The following is a 14660-nucleotide window of genomic DNA, read 5'->3' as shown; positions in this document are numbered from 1 at the left end:
GAAGCCTTCGGCGATGCGTCTGACGCGATGCTTGCGCCTTCGGCCAGACTTCACGATCGCCTCTCTCCGCCCTCTCCTTGCGTCTCGAATTTCCCCCCAACACCCCGGCCTGGAGCTTGGTGTTTCCTCGATACAGGCCCCAGCGCATGACGGTCATCCACGTAACGTTGAGACCGTCGTCGCGTTCAGATCATCGCCATGCCGCCGTTGACGTGCAGCGTGCTGCCCGTCACCCAGCCAGCTTCGTCGGAGGCCAGATACACGACCGCGGCGGCGATATCGTCAGGAGCGCCCATACGCCCGAGAGGAATCGCGTCCGACAGTTTCTCCTTCTGCGCGTCGGGAAGCACATCGGTCATCGCGGTCGCCACGAATCCGGGCGCCACGACATTCACCGTGATTCCACGCGAACCGACTTCCTGCGCCAAAGATTTGGTCATACCGACCAGACCGGCCTTGGCTGCGGAGTAGTTCGCCTGCCCGCCATTGCCCGTCGCCGCCACAATGGAAGAGATGTTGACGATCCGCCCGGCGCGGCGGCGCAGCATGCCCTTGAGGGCGGCGCGGCACAGACGAAACGGCGAGGCCAGATCGACGTCGAGAACCTTCGACCAGTCCTCGTCCTTCATACGAATGGCCAACATGTCGCGGGTCAGTCCGGCGTTATTGACCAGAATGTCGAGCGGCGCGCCCGCCGCCGCCTCCGCCCGCGCCACAAGTTGGTCGGCCGCCGCCGGGTCGGACAGATCCGCCGCAACAACATGCGCGCGCTCGCCCAACTCCGTCGCCAGTTCGGTCAAAGCCGATTCGCGCGTGCCCGAGAGGACGACAGTCGCCCCCTGCTCGTGCAGGCGCCGAGCGATCGCAGCGCCGATGCCGCCGGAAGCGCCAGTCACGAGCGCGATTTTCTTGGTAAGATCGAACATTCCGTTTTCCGTATCTGTCGCGCGCCCGAATGTATTGGAGGCGAACCGCCCATCCAACGTTCACGCTAAACCAATGCAGCCGAAGCCAGCCGCACCGCCACGCAGAAGAAACTCCTCTGGGTTTGGGGACGACCCGCCTCTTTCTCCCTGCCCCTATAGGACAGCCTGCCGTCGTCGGCGACAGCCGCCCACAACGAATCTACAGACAAGGCCAGACCTAAATCCGGGCGATGACGCCGTTGCGACGCCACGAACGCAATAAAGAAACGCGCCCACCCGCATCAGGCGGATGTTGTGGCGTCGAAACCCCTGAAGCAGATCCTGTTCAACTTGAGTGAGTTCACCAGGACCCGATGCTCGTTCAAACAATCAGTCATAATATTTCCACTGAGCCAGAATTCAGCGGAAAATAATCTGTTTTAGACGCCTTTCAAAAACGCCTCGACATCCGCCACACTTCCCACCGAACGCGCAGCCGCATCAGGCGCAATGCGGCGGATAAGCCCCGAAAGGACCTTGCCCGCGCCAATTTCGACGAACGTGTCCACGCCCATGCCTGCCATCGCCTCGACGCTTTCGCGCCAGCGCACCGTTCCGGTCACCTGACGCACCAGCAGATCGCGGATCGTGTCAGGGGCCGTGACCTTGGCCGCCGTCACATTGGCGACCAGAGGCACGACGGGCGCCGCGATCGTCTCGCGCTCCAGCGCTTCACCCATGGCGTCGGCCGCAGGACGCATCAGCGAGGAGTGGAACGGCGCCGACACGGGAAGCTTCACCGCTCGTTTGGCGCCCTTCTCCTTGGCGATGACCAGAGAGCGCTCGATCGCCCCGATCCGCCCGGAAATGACAATCTGGCCGCCACCGTTGTCGTTGGCGAGTTCGATCGTCTCGAGACGGTCCGGCTTGCCCTCTTCGGAAACGATTGCAGCGCCTTCGCAGATCGCGCGGGCCTGTTCGGCGTCCACGCCAATCAACGCCGCCATGCCGCCCTCTCCGGCCGGAACCGCGCGCTGCATCGCCTCGCCGCGCAGGCGCAACAGGCGTGCGGCCTGCGCCACACCGAACGCCCCGGCGGCGGCGAGCGCCGCATATTCACCGAGCGAGTGGCCCGCGACCAACGTCGCTTTTTGCCCCAGAGTGAAGCCGCCCTCCTTCTCCAGAACCCGCAGCACCGCCATAGACACGGCCATCAACGCTGGCTGTGTGTTTTCCGTACTGGTCAGCGCGTCAGCCGGTCCCTCGAAAACGATCTTCGACAGATGCTGGTTCAGGGCGTCGTCGACTTCCTGGAAAACCTCGCGGGCGATCGGGAAAGCCTCGGCAAGATCGGCTCCCATACCGGGAAACTGGCTTCCCTGACCGGGAAATACGAAAGCAAAAACGGGCATGAACCACTCCAGAGCGACGCAACAAGGCGCCCGCTGAGCCCTCGAGACGTCCTGTCAGATGATGAATTGGCCGCAAGCCCGTTACGTCGGGCGCGACGAAGGAGACAGCTGGCGTTTCATCCGATTTCGCGACACGCCGCAGAACAATGCGGCTATCGAAAAAGACGCCCAACCTGCCTCAGCGACGCCGCCATTACAGCGTCGCGCGTCCTGATGAAGAAAATCCGCACCCTGTGTCAACCGGGCCGACCGCCCCACGCATGGCTCAGGGCGTCTTCATCACCCCAGCGCGCCACAGGGCGACGAGCGCCACATCCCACGCTGTAGCCGGGAATTCGCGCGCCCAAACCCACATCCGCCACGCGCGGCCGCGCGGGTGCAGCGCGGTGGCGGGAACGCGCGTGATATTCCAACCGGCGAACAGCGCCATCGCCGCGCAACGCATCATGTGAAAATCGCTGGTCACGATGGACACCGCCCCACGATGCCCCAGTTCGCGCAACATATCCGAACAGATCAGAACCGAATCGCAGGTGTCGCGCGCGCGATCTTCCGGAAGAATCGCGGATCGCGCGATTCCTGCGTCCAGCAGCAGAGCGGTCATCACCTGAGCCTCGGTGACGCCCGACCGTGGGACGCCGCCTGTAGGCAGATAGAGCGCGTCGCCGATCCGGCGACCATGAGCCACAGCGGCAGCGATCCTGCGACGCAACGTCTCCGTCGCGCTTCCATCGGGACGCAAGGCCGCGCCGAAAATTATGACAGGCGTCACGACGTCCGTGGGTCGCCATCGGACGATACACGGCTCCGAAAGCCGAGCGCCCCGAGGGCCTGCAGGGTCGCCGCCATCTCGCCCCACACGCCATCGAACTGGGCCTGATTTACGCCGCGCGTGGCGAGCATGCGGGCAAGGTCGGCGATCTCACGCCGTCCGTCGATAAGCGGCGCAATTCCACGCGCTTGCGGCGGTAACGGCAGCATCGTCGCCGTAGCCCCGATCCGAACCGGCAGGAAATGATCGTCCGTCATCGACATGGAGAGAGCGATGCCGGTGCAGCCAAACAGCACGGGAATCGCCGAAGCGTCATACGATCGCGCCGGAGCTGAGGCAGGACGAAGTGAGACGACATGCAGCAGGGTTTCGCCGGGCGGAACCTCGGGGACGCATAATGCGAACGCCGCCGCCCGACGCTCCGAAGCGGACAGGTTGGCTGCACAATCAAGCAGAAACGGCTGACTTTCCAGTAGAAGCGCGATGTCGTAGCAGGCGCGCGGATATGGATCGTCGATTGTGAGCCCTGCGGCTTCGACCAGCGCCGAAAGCTCCGGGATCGTGTAACGGGGGCCACCGTCGTCAGGCATGACGGGCGGCGTCGCGACGACCGCCGCAGCACGTGAAGGGGGCTCCCGAAGTCGAGCAAAACACCCGGCAACGTCTTCCTTCGACGCGGCCGGCGCCTTTTCGAAAAGACCGCTCAGCACGGCGTCTTCGTTCGCGGGCTCGCCAACACGTGCGGCAGCCAGAATTACGCCGTTGACGCTCAGCAGTCCGGACAGCCGCTCAAGCAGCCGCTGCGCCCCGTTCGGCGCGTCGAGCGGGGCAGCGCATAGAATCAGATCGAAACCGGCGTCGTCATCGATCGGGAGTGTATCGAGGCATGTCCCCGCATCGCTACGCGACGCCTCTTCCCAGACGTTTATCACGTCGTCACGCCAGAGAGTGACCGCATCGGCGACCCAGGACGGGGGCCCGGCCGCAGCGCCAACTATCAGTGTCCGCAGCCTCGCCACATCAACGACCATCGGCGCCTCCAGTATCCGCGTGAAGACGCGTCATGCGTCAGCGTGGCAGCAGGCGTCCCCGTTGCCACGCTTCGGCTGCGTCATCGGCTGTCATGCCGCCATGGCGCACGGCGTCGTCCAGCGCGCTGACGACGCGATTGCCCAGCGTGAGTTCGTCGAGTTCGTCCAGCAGATCGGAGTCCAGCCTCTCCGCCCGGCTACGGTTGATCAGAAGCTGCGCCGTCTGTTCCCCACCCAGCGCGCCGCGCGGGTCGTTCAGCGTCCGAAGCGCGTAACGATGCAACAGGAAGTTCGGCGCAAACAACGCCGCCACGACCGGCTCTCCTGCGGCGAAAGCGGCGGCCAGAGCCTCAAACGCCTCCTCATCCGGCAGCGCCTCAATGGTGAACCCTGCTTCCGTCAGCCCGTAACTTCCCACCATCTGCCGCACACGCGGCAGGACGGAAGCAGGCACAAGCAGATTTCGCGAAGCGGACGATGCGGCAAGATCCGACAGAGACGCGACGCCCGCCAGTTCCGGCGTGTCGGCGACGCAACAGCAGAACGTGGGACGGTAAAGATCGCCCCGCGCCTCCACCGTCTCCGAAACCCAGGCGGCGTCCACGCTCGGCAACCACGCGGTTGCGAACACGTCGAGCTCACCGCTTTCAAGCATCTCGGTCAGCGCCTGATCGGGGCCGGTGACGTATTCCGGCTCCATGTCATGCGCTTCAAGCACACGCGCCACGGCGGCTGCGACAGCGGCGTGCTCGGGAGCGTTGCGATAACCGAGGGTCAATGTCGTCATAAAACCATCCTCCACGACCGCGCCAGCGGAGGCCGGAGGTCGGGTTCATCGTCCCGCCAGAACAGGACCGGTGTCAGCTTCCCGCCACCCCGCGCAAATGGCGACGGGCGGGACTGCGCGACCGTCTACCAGATTTTAACGCGTGCGTCCGGCGCCAGATACAGCTTCTCTCCCGGCTGCACATTCCACGCATCATACCAGGCGTCGACATTGTGCATCGGCAGGTTCACGCGCGCAGCAGGGGCCGAATGGGGGTCCACGACCGCAAGCTGGCGCGCGCGATCGTCGCGCACCTTCTGCCGCCAGACCTGCGCCCAGCCGAGGAACACCCGCTGGTCGCCGGTCAGGCCTGCGACGACCGGCGCCGCCTTGCCGCCCAGAGACGCACGGTAGGCGTCGACCGCCAGGGTGATTCCACCAAGATCAGCGATGTTCTCGCCCATCGTCAGCTTGCCGTTCAGGTGCACGCCCGGCAGCACCTCGAACGCGTCGTATTGCGCGCCATACTTCGCGCCGAGCGCGTCGAACCGCGCCGCGTCCTCCTTGGTCCACCAATCCTTCAGGCGGCCATGCTCGTCGAATTTCCGGCCCTCGTCGTCGAAGCCGTGCGTCATTTCGTGACCGATCACGCCGCCGATGGCGCCGTAGTTGATCGCGGGATCGGCCTTCGGATCGAAGAACGGCGCTTGCAGAATGGAAGCCGGGAAGACCACTTCGTTGAACACCGGGTTGTTGTAGGCATTGACCGTCTGCGGGGTCATATCCCACTCGTCACGATCGACCGGCTTACCCAGATGCCCCAGCCAATAGTTCCATTCGAAGCCAATGGCGCGAGCGGCGTTGCCGTAAGCGTCTCCCGGACGCACGGTGAGAGACGCGTAATCACGCCATTTTTTCGGGTAACCGATCTGGATCTCGAAGTTGTCGAGTTTGCGGATCGCCGCTTCACGCGTCTGCGCCGACATCCACGCATTATGCTCGAGGCGCACGCGGAACGCAGCTTTGAGCTTTTGCGTCAGCGCTTGCATCTTCGCCCGACTCTCGGGCGGGAAATAACGATCGGCATAGATCTTCCCGAGCGCCCAGCCCATGGCGTGATCGGTCGCGTCGGTGACACGCTTCCAACGCTCCGCGAGTTGCGGCTGCCCGGCCAGCGTCTTGTTGTTGAACTCGTAAGACGCCTGCACAAAAGCATCCGACAGGTCCGACGCCGCGTTGTCCGCCAGATGGAATGCAAGCCAGGCCTGCAAGATCGGCAGCGGCGTCTGCCCGAGGATCTTCGCTTCGCCCGTAATTGCGGACGGCTCTTCGACAATCAGCTTCGCCGCATCCGCCTGCGCAGTCGTAATGCCAGCCCCGGCGAGCCACGCATCCCAGTCGAAGCCGGGGGCCTGAGCCTTCAGTTCCGCCACCGAGCGAGGGTTATAAGTCTTGTCCGGGTCGCGCATGTCGGCGCGCGCCCACTGGACCTGCGCGATCGACGTCTCGAAGGCGACGATATCGGCAGCACGAGCCTTCGCATCGGGCCACCCGACCAGACCGAGCATCTTCTCGATATAGGCCTGATACGCCTGCTTCTTCGCGGCGAATTCCGGCTTCAGGTAATAATCCCGATCCGGCAGGCCCGTGCCGCCCTGATCGACATAGATGGCGAAGTGCGTCGGATCCTTCGCGTCCGGCTGGATCCCCATCGCGAAGGCGGAATACTGGAACGAACTCTGGCCAGCGCCTGTGAGGTGAGCGAAAGCCGCGGGCGTCGCCACGGCGCGGTTGGCCGCCAGATCTTCCGCAAGAGGGGCGGCGCCGAGTTTCTCGATGGCCGCCGCGTCCATCAGCGTCGTGTAATACGTCGCCAGCTTCTCGTCGCTGGTTTTCGGATCGGCGCTCGGCTTCTTCGCCAGATCGGTCAGAATCGTCCGCACCCGCTCACGCGACAGCTCGCGCAGCCGGTCGAACGGACCGAAAGAGGTGCGATCGGGTGGGATCACGATGGCGCGCACTTCCGTCCCGTTGGCGTATTCGAAGAAGTTGTCGCCCGGTTTGACTGCCGTGTCGCGTCCCGCGAGATCGAACCCCCAGGTTCCGAAGGCTGTCTGCTGCTTCGTCTGGGTCGCGGCGCCTGCCTGCCCGGCGGCCAGAAGCGATCCGAAAGCGCATGTCGCGAGCAGCGTGGCGAAGACGCGCCGACGCGGGACACCCGCTAACGTCGCGCAGGACGAAGCATCGCGCGAGGCAGGGCGCAGGCTCGCAGCCCCAAACGCCGCAATCGAACGTACCATTCGGGATTTCCTCTTTTTGTTGGAACGACGTCTGTTTCGGGAGAGGGTCGGCCCCTCCCGTTGGAAATGCTCGCCTCAGGCTGAGGCGGTGGCCGACGCCGCGCGGGCGAAGCTCTTCTGACGCATCCGCACGAGCACATAGGTCAGCGAGCAGGCCAGAGAATGCAGGCGGCCATGGGGGCGAAAACCGATTGTCTTGAAGATCATGCCCGTGACCCGGTCCAGATGCTTGCGGCGATAAACGCCCATCGCTCGGGACATATACGCCGCGATGCAGCGTTTCCGGTCATAGGACATCGATTCGGGCTCGTTCGTGGTGTGGTAGGCGGAGGCGAGTTCGTCGTCCTCGCTTTCCGTCACACGGCCAAGCGCGATGCGCGCACGCGTCCACGCGCCCAGACGCTCGCGCTTCAGGTAGCGTTGCATATGGTCGTAAAACAGCTTGAAATGACGGTACTCGTCAGCCGCGATTTGCTTGCAGATCGCCTTGAGCAGCGGTTCGTCGGTCGCGTCGGCCAACGCCGAGTAGAAGGACGACGTGCCCGTTTCCACCATGCACCGGGCGATCAGTTCCCCGGTTCGGGAGCCGCGAACGGAGGAGGTCGCGTTCAGGTCGATCGAAAATTTGGAACGATAGCGCTCAAACGCCTCCGGATAATTCCAGGTCGGATCGGCGAGCATGGCCCAGCGACCAAGCGCGTCGCCATGCTGCACTTCCTCAACCGCCCAGTTGTCGGCGGCCTTCTGAAAATCCGCATCGTCCGAAAAAACGCCGTTAAGATAGACCGCGTAGTCCACGCCGTTCCGTTCGACGACGGAAGCGGCCTTCACGACGGCGATAATATCAGGGTCCACACGGGATGGCTGGAAGCTATCCCAGTCCATTTGTTCAATACGCCAGTGCTTCATTCCAACCCCGTGTCGGCTCCTCTTCAGTCACGGCCGCCGCCGTTATCCGACCTCCGCATTTCTCCGGGCGGGTCGAGTCAGACCATCGCCTGACGCGGATACAGGCTACCGGCGACACGTCCGTCATAGAACGCGCCAGCCAGCGGCTTGACCCCCTCGCCTGCGCCCAAAATTTCAATGCGTCAAGAAACCTTGCGTAACCTGTGAGACGGATTCCTGCGCCTTCGCGGCGAAGTGACGAAGGCGAAAACCGGTCAGGAACCAGGCGTCGTGGCGGGACGGCGTTGGCGCTGAATATTTGCGACAGGCGTCACAGCCTGTTGCAGCGGCGTGGCAGGCGTCCCGATATCAGGCATCCTGGTGGAGGCCGCCAGCAAGGCGTCTGCTGTGACAGGTCGTCCGAACAGCCACCCCTGACCGCATTCAATGCCCAGTTCGCGAGCCAGAGCAGCCTCCATCTCCGTTTCGATCATTTCCGCAACGGTGCGGCAGCCGACGTCGAAACTGCAACGCGCGATGGCCCGGACAAGGATACGATCCCGGGAATTGCTCATCGCGCTCCGGAAGAACTGCCCGTCGATTTTGATATAGCTGACGGGAAATCGTCTTAAATACTCGAAGCTCATGGCGCCGGCGCCAAAATCGTCGAGGCATATGTTGTGGCCGCGCGTGTGCAACTTGCGCACAAGCTCTGTAGGCGCGTCGAAATCCACGATCCCGCTCGTTTCGGTGATTTCGATCAGCAGGCGGGAGGCGGCGATGTTCCTGCCCTCGCTGTCCAGCACGCTCAAAAGACGCTCCCCGAATTCCGGAGACTGCATGGAGCGGCCGGAGAGATTCAGCGCGAGTTTGACTCCTGCAGGAAGCTTTTCAAGCAACTTCAATGTCTTGACGCAGTTCAACAGATCGAACGTGTTGATCATGCCGATCCGCTCCGCGACCTTCACGAACTCACTCGTATTGGCGAGCCCCCGTGCGACGCCTTCGGCAAAACGGGTGAGCACCTCGTAATGCTGCACATGGCCAGTCTTGAAAGCGATGACCGGCTGCAGGACCTGAAAAAACGTCTCGTCCTCGATGATGTTACGGCAGGAGCTCGCCAGTCCCCGATCGTTGCGAGACGCTGCGGCGAGACATTCCGGCAGGCTCTTGAATGAGAAGGCGTCGGCGATGTCCTCGTTAAAGGCGGAGAGCGCGAAATCCATCGCGGTTTCGACTTCCTTCTGCTCCATCAGACTGGAATCGAGCGGCAGATCCCTGATGCGAACAGAAGCAAGAAGAGACTCCGTCACTTCCTGTATCTTGCGCTCGACGATGCGTTCGCTGTCCTCGCTCGTCGCCACATAGGCGAATGAACCGTCGGAAAGCCGGGTGACGCCGCCACCTTCGGCGTGCATCCGGAGAATCGCCTCCACCTCTCCCTGGAAAGCTTTGCCTATGCCCGTCTGCCTGAGGGTCGCGCTGCGCACGAGGTCCGGCAGGGCGAGCATGACGACGCGATAGCGCGTAGCCTCCCCCGGCTGGGAAACGAGCCGCTTGGCGAAGTCCAGGAAACTGCTCCGGCTCATCAGGCCGTCCTGATCCGCGCAGGCGACAAAGGAGCGATCGACGATAGTGGCCGTGACCAGACGCTCGCCCGGAGCCCCCGGGAGCGCGGCGAGTCCCAAAATCGCTGTAACGGAAGCGTCGTCCGGCCGCAGAAAACGGAGAGTCAGGCGGGCGATCGTCCCCTTCTCCTCAAACTCCTCGATCGCGCGACGCAGCAGCAGCCTGTCGCTGAGCGACACAAGATCGAACAGGGACAGGTTTTTGAGCGACTTCGGCTTATGGCCGGTGAGCCTGACCGCCGCGCCGCCCACATGGCGGATCCGCAACGCCCGATCGACCTCGAACAGCACGTCGGCCGCAGCGAAGGCGAGCGCAGCAAGGCGCTCCAGGCGGCGGTCAGGCTCTCCGGCCGCATCGTTCTTCCTGTCGGTCTCCATACCCCCCGCGCGAACAGTGTTTGCACGGACCTTGCCTCACAGAGGATAACGATGATTTAAGCGATCCCCGAGGCGCGCTTTCGCGCGCGTCGAAGCCAGTCCCTGTTCGCGCGAGCGACGTTCATCCCCGGGCCGGCCGCAGAGACACGATCAAATCAGGAATTTACGCATGGCCGATGGCGGCGCCTTCAGCTCTTCCCTTCCGTCCTCCGACGCATCGCGGCCCATGCCGCGCCACGACTGGACCCGCGCGGACATCGAGCAGTTGCTGGCCCTGCCATTTCCGGAACTGATGTATCGCGCCCAGACCACGCATCGCGCCTGGTTCGACCCGACGGAAATCCAGATCTCCACGCTGCTGTCCATCAAGACAGGCGGCTGCCCGGAGGACTGTGCGTATTGCCCGCAAAGCTCTCGCCACGAGGAGAGCGTGAAGGCTGAAAAGCTGATGGCGGTCGAGAAAGTGCTGGTCGAAGCGCGCCGCGCGCGCGACGCAGGGGCCGCGCGCTTCTGCATGGGCGCGGCGTGGCGCTCCCCCAAGGAGCGCGATCTCGACACCGTCTGCCAGATGATTGAGGGCGTGAAGGCTATGGGCCTCGAGACCTGCGTCACCCTCGGCATGCTCGACGCCGAACAGAGCGCCCGTCTGCGCGACGCCGGCCTTGATTACTACAACCACAACCTCGACACCTCCCCTGAATATTACGGCGAGATCATCACGACCCGCACGTATCAGGAGCGTCTGGACACCCTCGCCAACGTTCGTGACGCAGGCATCAACGTATGCTGCGGCGGCATCGTCGGCATGGGCGAGGACGAGTCCGACCGAGCAGGTCTGCTCGCCACCCTCGCATCCCTGCCCAAGCACCCGGAAAGCGTGCCGATCAACCTTCTCGTTCGCGTCGCGGGAACGCCGCTCGCCTCAGCCGAAGCCGTGGATCCCATCGACTTCGTCCGCGTCATCGCCGCCGCGCGTATCGCCATGCCGTCGAGCCACGTGCGCCTTGCAGCAGGGCGTGAAAACATGACGGACGAGGCGCAGACGCTCTGCTTCATGGCTGGCGCGAATTCGATCTTCTACGGCGAGCGTCTGCTCACCACGCCGAATCCGGCCGCCACGCGCGATCGCAAGCTGATCGACCGGCTTGGCATGCGTACGAGCATGGCGAAGGCGTGAACCAAAGAGGCGAGCCTGAGTCTCCTTCGGAAGCGCCTGATCTCTGGCGTTCAACGGCGGTCGGCGTCGCCCGCCTGCGCGCCGAGCACCAGATCATCGACGGCGGGTCAATTTTTTTAGATCCGCTGGCTGTCCCGATACTCGGGCCGGCGGCGCCCGATCCTGAAGAACTGGCGCAGTCCGACGAACACCTGAGACGTGGCGCGATACGGCGATTTATTGCCGCGCGCAGCCGAATCGCGAACGACGTCATCGACCAGCGCGCGACGCGGGATGGTCTGGGGCAGGCCGTCATACTGGGAGCAGGCCTCGACACCTTCGGACTTCGCAACCCGTATCCCGACCTGACGACGTTCGAACTTGATCGCGCAGCGATGCAGGACTTCAAGCGTCGACGCATCGTCGAGGCCGAAATTCAGATTCCAGCCACTCTGCGTTTCGTTGAAGCCGATTTCGAACGCAAGACTCTGCCCGCCATCCTCGCGGAATCAGGTTTCGACCCTGCTGAGCCGACAGTTTTCGTCTGGCTGGGCGTCGCTATCTACCTGACCCGCGGCTCTATCTCGGCCACATTGGACGTCGTAGCGAAGACGCCTCGCTCCACCATCGTCTTCGATTACTCGGAGCCGCTGGAAAACTACCCGCCACAGGCGCAAAAATTTCTTACCGGCTGGAGCGAGAACGTGAAAACCCGAGGGGAACCGTGGCGTAGCCGGTTCCAGCCGTCCGAAATGCACGCGCTGCTCGCAGAACGCGGCTTCGCGCAGACGATCGACTACAACAAGGGCGGGCTGGCCCGACGCTTCGGAACGGAGCCGCCAGCTCCTGGCGAAGAAGCCGGAGCACATGTCGTCGTCGCCTCCACCGCCGCGCCCGCAGACAGTAAGGGGATTCAGATCGGTCCTGTCGCTGCCCGGTAACGATCAGGATCAGCCTGAGGGGCTGATCCTGACGTCGTTCCTTTACGCCGAAAGCTTTGCGTCGAGCGTAATGTCGGCCTTGAACAGTTTGGAGACCGGGCAGCCGGCCTTCGCCTTCTGCGCCAGTTCGAGAAACTGCTCCTGCGACGCGCCCGGCACCGTGCCAGCCAGTTCCAGATGAATCGCCGGAATCGCAAAGCCGCCATCCTGCTTTTCCAAAGAAACCGTCGCACGCGTGTCGAGCCCGGTAGCCGTGAAGCCAGCCTCACCCAGAATCAGCGACAGCGCCATGGTGAAGCACGCGGCATGGGCGGCCCCGATCAGTTCTTCCGGATTCGAACCCGGCTTGCCTTCGAAGCGCGTGTTAAAGCCATAGGGCTGTTCCTTCAGCGCCCCGCTTTCGGTCGAAATCAGGCCCTTGCCGTCCTTGATTCCACCTTCCCAATGGGCCGTACCGAATTTCTTGATGGTCATGTCGCTCTCCTCATTCCTGACGCACGCCGCAGGCGGACGAGGGACGTCGCGCCACTACGGCGTAACCGCCGCCTCCGCAAACGTGGAGCGCGCGTCTGTAGCGCGCAAGGCGGTTGCCAGCGCCAGAAAGCGGTTCAGGCAATCGGGCCACGAAGTCATTTCGCACGCTTTCATCGCCGGAGGCGCAGTCCGCTGCCAACATGGCGGGTATGCGTTCAGTTCGGACCTGCGTCACGCTCGCAAAGAGATGATGCCGCCCGACGCCATATTTCCGTTCATATGAAAAACAATGCTCTGTTCGTCGATCCCGCGCCAAGTGGCGAAGCGCGCCAGACGGTGCGCCAGTCCGGCCAATCGGCGTCCGGCGTCTTCCCCTCATCGTTGCGACGCGCCATTCTCCGGCCCGGCCAACTTTCCGCGCCGTGATAGCTGCGCGCGTCCAGTCAGGAGTGCCCAATGACCGCTGCCTCTGCCGAATCACAAGCGACGCCGGACGTAGTTCTGATCGGCGGCGGCGTCATGAGCGCCACGCTCGGCACGTTCCTCAAGACGCTTGAACCGAACTGGACGATCGACATTTACGAGCGTCTCGACGATGTCGCGCTCGAAAGCTCGATGCCGTGGAACAACGCGGGCACGGGCCATTCCGCTCTGTGCGAGCTTAACTACACGTCGGAGACCGCCGACGGCGGCATCGACATCAGCAAGGCGGTCAACGTCAACGAACAGTTCCAGATCTCGCGGCAGTTCTGGTCTTATCTCGTGACCACAGGGCAGATCGCGAACCCACGCGACTTCATCACCCCGATCCCGCATATGAGCTTCGTTTGGGGCAACGCCAACACGGATTTCCTCCGCCGCCGCTATGACGCGTTGAAGGACCACCCTCTGTTCGAAGGAATGCGCTACTCCGAAGATCCGGAGCAATTGCGCCAGTGGATGCCGCTGATCATGAAGAATCGCGCAGGCGGACAGAAGCTTGCCGCGACGTGGATCTCTTCCGGCACCGACGTCAATTTTGGCGCGCTGACCCACTTGCTGTTCCGCGCGCTGAAGGCGAAGCCCGGCGTATCGCTGCGCACGAGCACCGAGGTCACTGACCTGACGCGTCAGGCCGACGGCCGTTGGCTGGTCAAGACCAAGGACGTTCGTTCCGGTCAGACACGCACCGTCAGCGCGCGTTTCGTGTTCATCGGCGCGGGCGGCGCGGCCCTGCCGTTGCTGCAGAAGAGCGGCGTTCCAGAAGCAAAAGGCGTCGGAGGTTTCCCGGTGAGCGGCGAATTCCTCCGCTGCAAGAATCCGGACGTCATCCGTGCGCATCGCGCCAAGGTTTACGGCAAGGCCTCGGTCGGCGCGCCGCCGATGTCCGTGCCGCACCTCGACACCCGTATGATCGACGGCAAGCCCGCGCTCCTGTTCGGACCCTATGCGGGGTTCTCGACGCGCTTCCTCAAGAAGGGCTCGCTGTTTGACCTTCCGCTATCGGTAAAGAGCGGCAACCTGCGTTCGATTCTCGGCGTGGCGCGCGACAACTGGGATCTCACGAAATATCTGATTCAGCAGGTGCTTCAGACGCAGTCGGCGCGAATGGCGGCGCTGCGCGAGTTCGTGCCAGACGCACGCGACGAGGACTGGGAACTGGTCGTCGCGGGTCAGCGTGTGCAGGTGATCAAGCCTGACGCAAAGAAAGGCGGCGTTCTGCAGTTCGGCACGGAAGTCATTACCGGGGCGAACGGTACGGTGGCGGCGCTGCTTGGCGCGTCGCCCGGCGCGTCCACAGCCGCGCCAATCATGCTGACGGTGATCCAGAAGTGCTTCGGCGAAAAGCTCGCCGAATGGGAGCCCAAGCTGAAAGAAATCGTGCCGTCTTACGGCAAGAAGCTGGCGAATGAGCCAGAACTCTGCGCGCAGTTGCGCAAATCGACGACCGAAGCGCTTCAGCTCGAAGATTGAAGCAGCCTCCACTGGCGATAAGGTCGGTGGAGTTGTTCGCATTGTTATTCGGCAAA

Annotated in this window: 14 protein-coding genes; 5 read left to right on the top strand and 9 right to left on the bottom strand. The window is 63.4% G+C overall.

The window, feature by feature from the left end; translation table 11 throughout:
* Positions 1–185: 185 nt before the first annotated feature.
* The 8 genes from fabG to J2D73_RS05945 form a co-directional block, all read right to left on the bottom strand.
* Complete coding sequence (fabG, locus tag J2D73_RS05980) at positions 186–926, bottom strand: 3-oxoacyl-[acyl-carrier-protein] reductase (protein ID WP_207880284.1); 741 nt, start codon at positions 924–926, stop codon at positions 186–188.
* A 419-nt stretch (positions 927–1345) separates the two neighbouring features.
* Positions 1346–2317 carry an ACP S-malonyltransferase gene (gene fabD / locus J2D73_RS05975; protein WP_207880282.1) on the bottom strand — a complete coding sequence of 324 codons (972 nt, stop codon included), beginning with the start codon at positions 2315–2317 and terminating at the stop codon, positions 1346–1348.
* Positions 2318–2582: 265 nt separating this feature from the next.
* On the bottom strand, positions 2583–3089 hold the full coding sequence (locus J2D73_RS05970) for an ElyC/SanA/YdcF family protein (protein ID WP_207880280.1): 507 nt from the start codon (positions 3087–3089) through the stop codon (positions 2583–2585).
* The gene (locus tag J2D73_RS05965; protein WP_207880278.1) at positions 3086–4120 is read right to left on the bottom strand and encodes a hypothetical protein; all 1035 of its coding nucleotides are present in this window, start codon (positions 4118–4120) and stop codon (positions 3086–3088) included. Before J2D73_RS05965 ends, J2D73_RS05970 begins: the two co-directional genes overlap by 4 nt.
* Before the next feature lie 37 nt (positions 4121–4157).
* Positions 4158–4907: a glycine betaine ABC transporter substrate-binding protein gene (locus tag J2D73_RS05960; RefSeq protein ID WP_207880276.1), complete on the bottom strand. Its 750-nt coding sequence runs from the start codon at positions 4905–4907 to the stop codon at positions 4158–4160.
* Positions 4908–5032: 125 nt separating this feature from the next.
* Complete coding sequence (locus J2D73_RS05955; protein WP_207880274.1) at positions 5033–7186, bottom strand: M13 family metallopeptidase; 2154 nt, start codon at positions 7184–7186, stop codon at positions 5033–5035.
* A gap of 75 nt (positions 7187–7261) precedes the next feature.
* Positions 7262–8095 carry an acyl-ACP desaturase gene (locus tag J2D73_RS05950; RefSeq protein ID WP_207880272.1) on the bottom strand — a complete coding sequence of 278 codons (834 nt, stop codon included), beginning with the start codon at positions 8093–8095 and terminating at the stop codon, positions 7262–7264.
* Between the two features lie 254 nt (positions 8096–8349).
* Positions 8350–10080 carry an EAL domain-containing protein gene (locus J2D73_RS05945; RefSeq protein WP_207880270.1) on the bottom strand — a complete coding sequence of 577 codons (1731 nt, stop codon included), beginning with the start codon at positions 10078–10080 and terminating at the stop codon, positions 8350–8352.
* Between the two features lie 169 nt (positions 10081–10249).
* On the opposite strand from J2D73_RS05945, the gene bioB reads away from it, so the two are divergent.
* Both bioB and J2D73_RS05935 read left to right on the top strand, forming a co-directional pair.
* Complete coding sequence (bioB, locus tag J2D73_RS05940) at positions 10250–11257, top strand: biotin synthase BioB (protein WP_207880268.1); 1008 nt, start codon at positions 10250–10252, stop codon at positions 11255–11257.
* On the top strand, positions 11254–12177 hold the full coding sequence (locus tag J2D73_RS05935) for an SAM-dependent methyltransferase (RefSeq protein WP_207880266.1): 924 nt from the start codon (positions 11254–11256) through the stop codon (positions 12175–12177). Before bioB ends, J2D73_RS05935 begins: the two co-directional genes overlap by 4 nt.
* Positions 12178–12219: 42 nt before the next feature.
* On the opposite strand, the gene J2D73_RS05930 is transcribed toward J2D73_RS05935, so the two are convergent.
* Positions 12220–12651, bottom strand: a complete 432-nt coding sequence (locus J2D73_RS05930) for an OsmC family protein (RefSeq protein WP_207880264.1) — start codon at positions 12649–12651, stop codon at positions 12220–12222.
* Between J2D73_RS05930 and J2D73_RS05925 the strand changes: the two genes are divergently transcribed.
* The 3 genes from J2D73_RS05925 to J2D73_RS05915 are packed head-to-tail and all read left to right on the top strand — an operon-like array spanning position 12650 to position 14604.
* Positions 12650–12934 carry a hypothetical protein gene (locus tag J2D73_RS05925; protein ID WP_207880262.1) on the top strand — a complete coding sequence of 95 codons (285 nt, stop codon included), beginning with the start codon at positions 12650–12652 and terminating at the stop codon, positions 12932–12934. The genes J2D73_RS05930 and J2D73_RS05925 overlap by 2 nt on opposite strands.
* Complete coding sequence (locus J2D73_RS05920; RefSeq protein ID WP_207880260.1) at positions 12931–13077, top strand: hypothetical protein; 147 nt, start codon at positions 12931–12933, stop codon at positions 13075–13077. Before J2D73_RS05925 ends, J2D73_RS05920 begins: the two co-directional genes overlap by 4 nt.
* 30 nt (positions 13078–13107) lie before the next feature.
* Positions 13108–14604 carry a malate:quinone oxidoreductase gene (locus tag J2D73_RS05915; RefSeq protein ID WP_207880258.1) on the top strand — a complete coding sequence of 499 codons (1497 nt, stop codon included), beginning with the start codon at positions 13108–13110 and terminating at the stop codon, positions 14602–14604.
* Positions 14605–14660: the final 56 nt, after the last annotated feature.

It is taken from the genome of Acetobacter sacchari (genome assembly GCF_017377715.1).
GTDB lineage: Bacteria > Pseudomonadota > Alphaproteobacteria > Acetobacterales > Acetobacteraceae > Acetobacter > Acetobacter sacchari.
The sequence above is the reverse complement of the archived record's forward strand: the minus strand, read 5'-3'. Positions and strand labels throughout refer to the sequence as shown.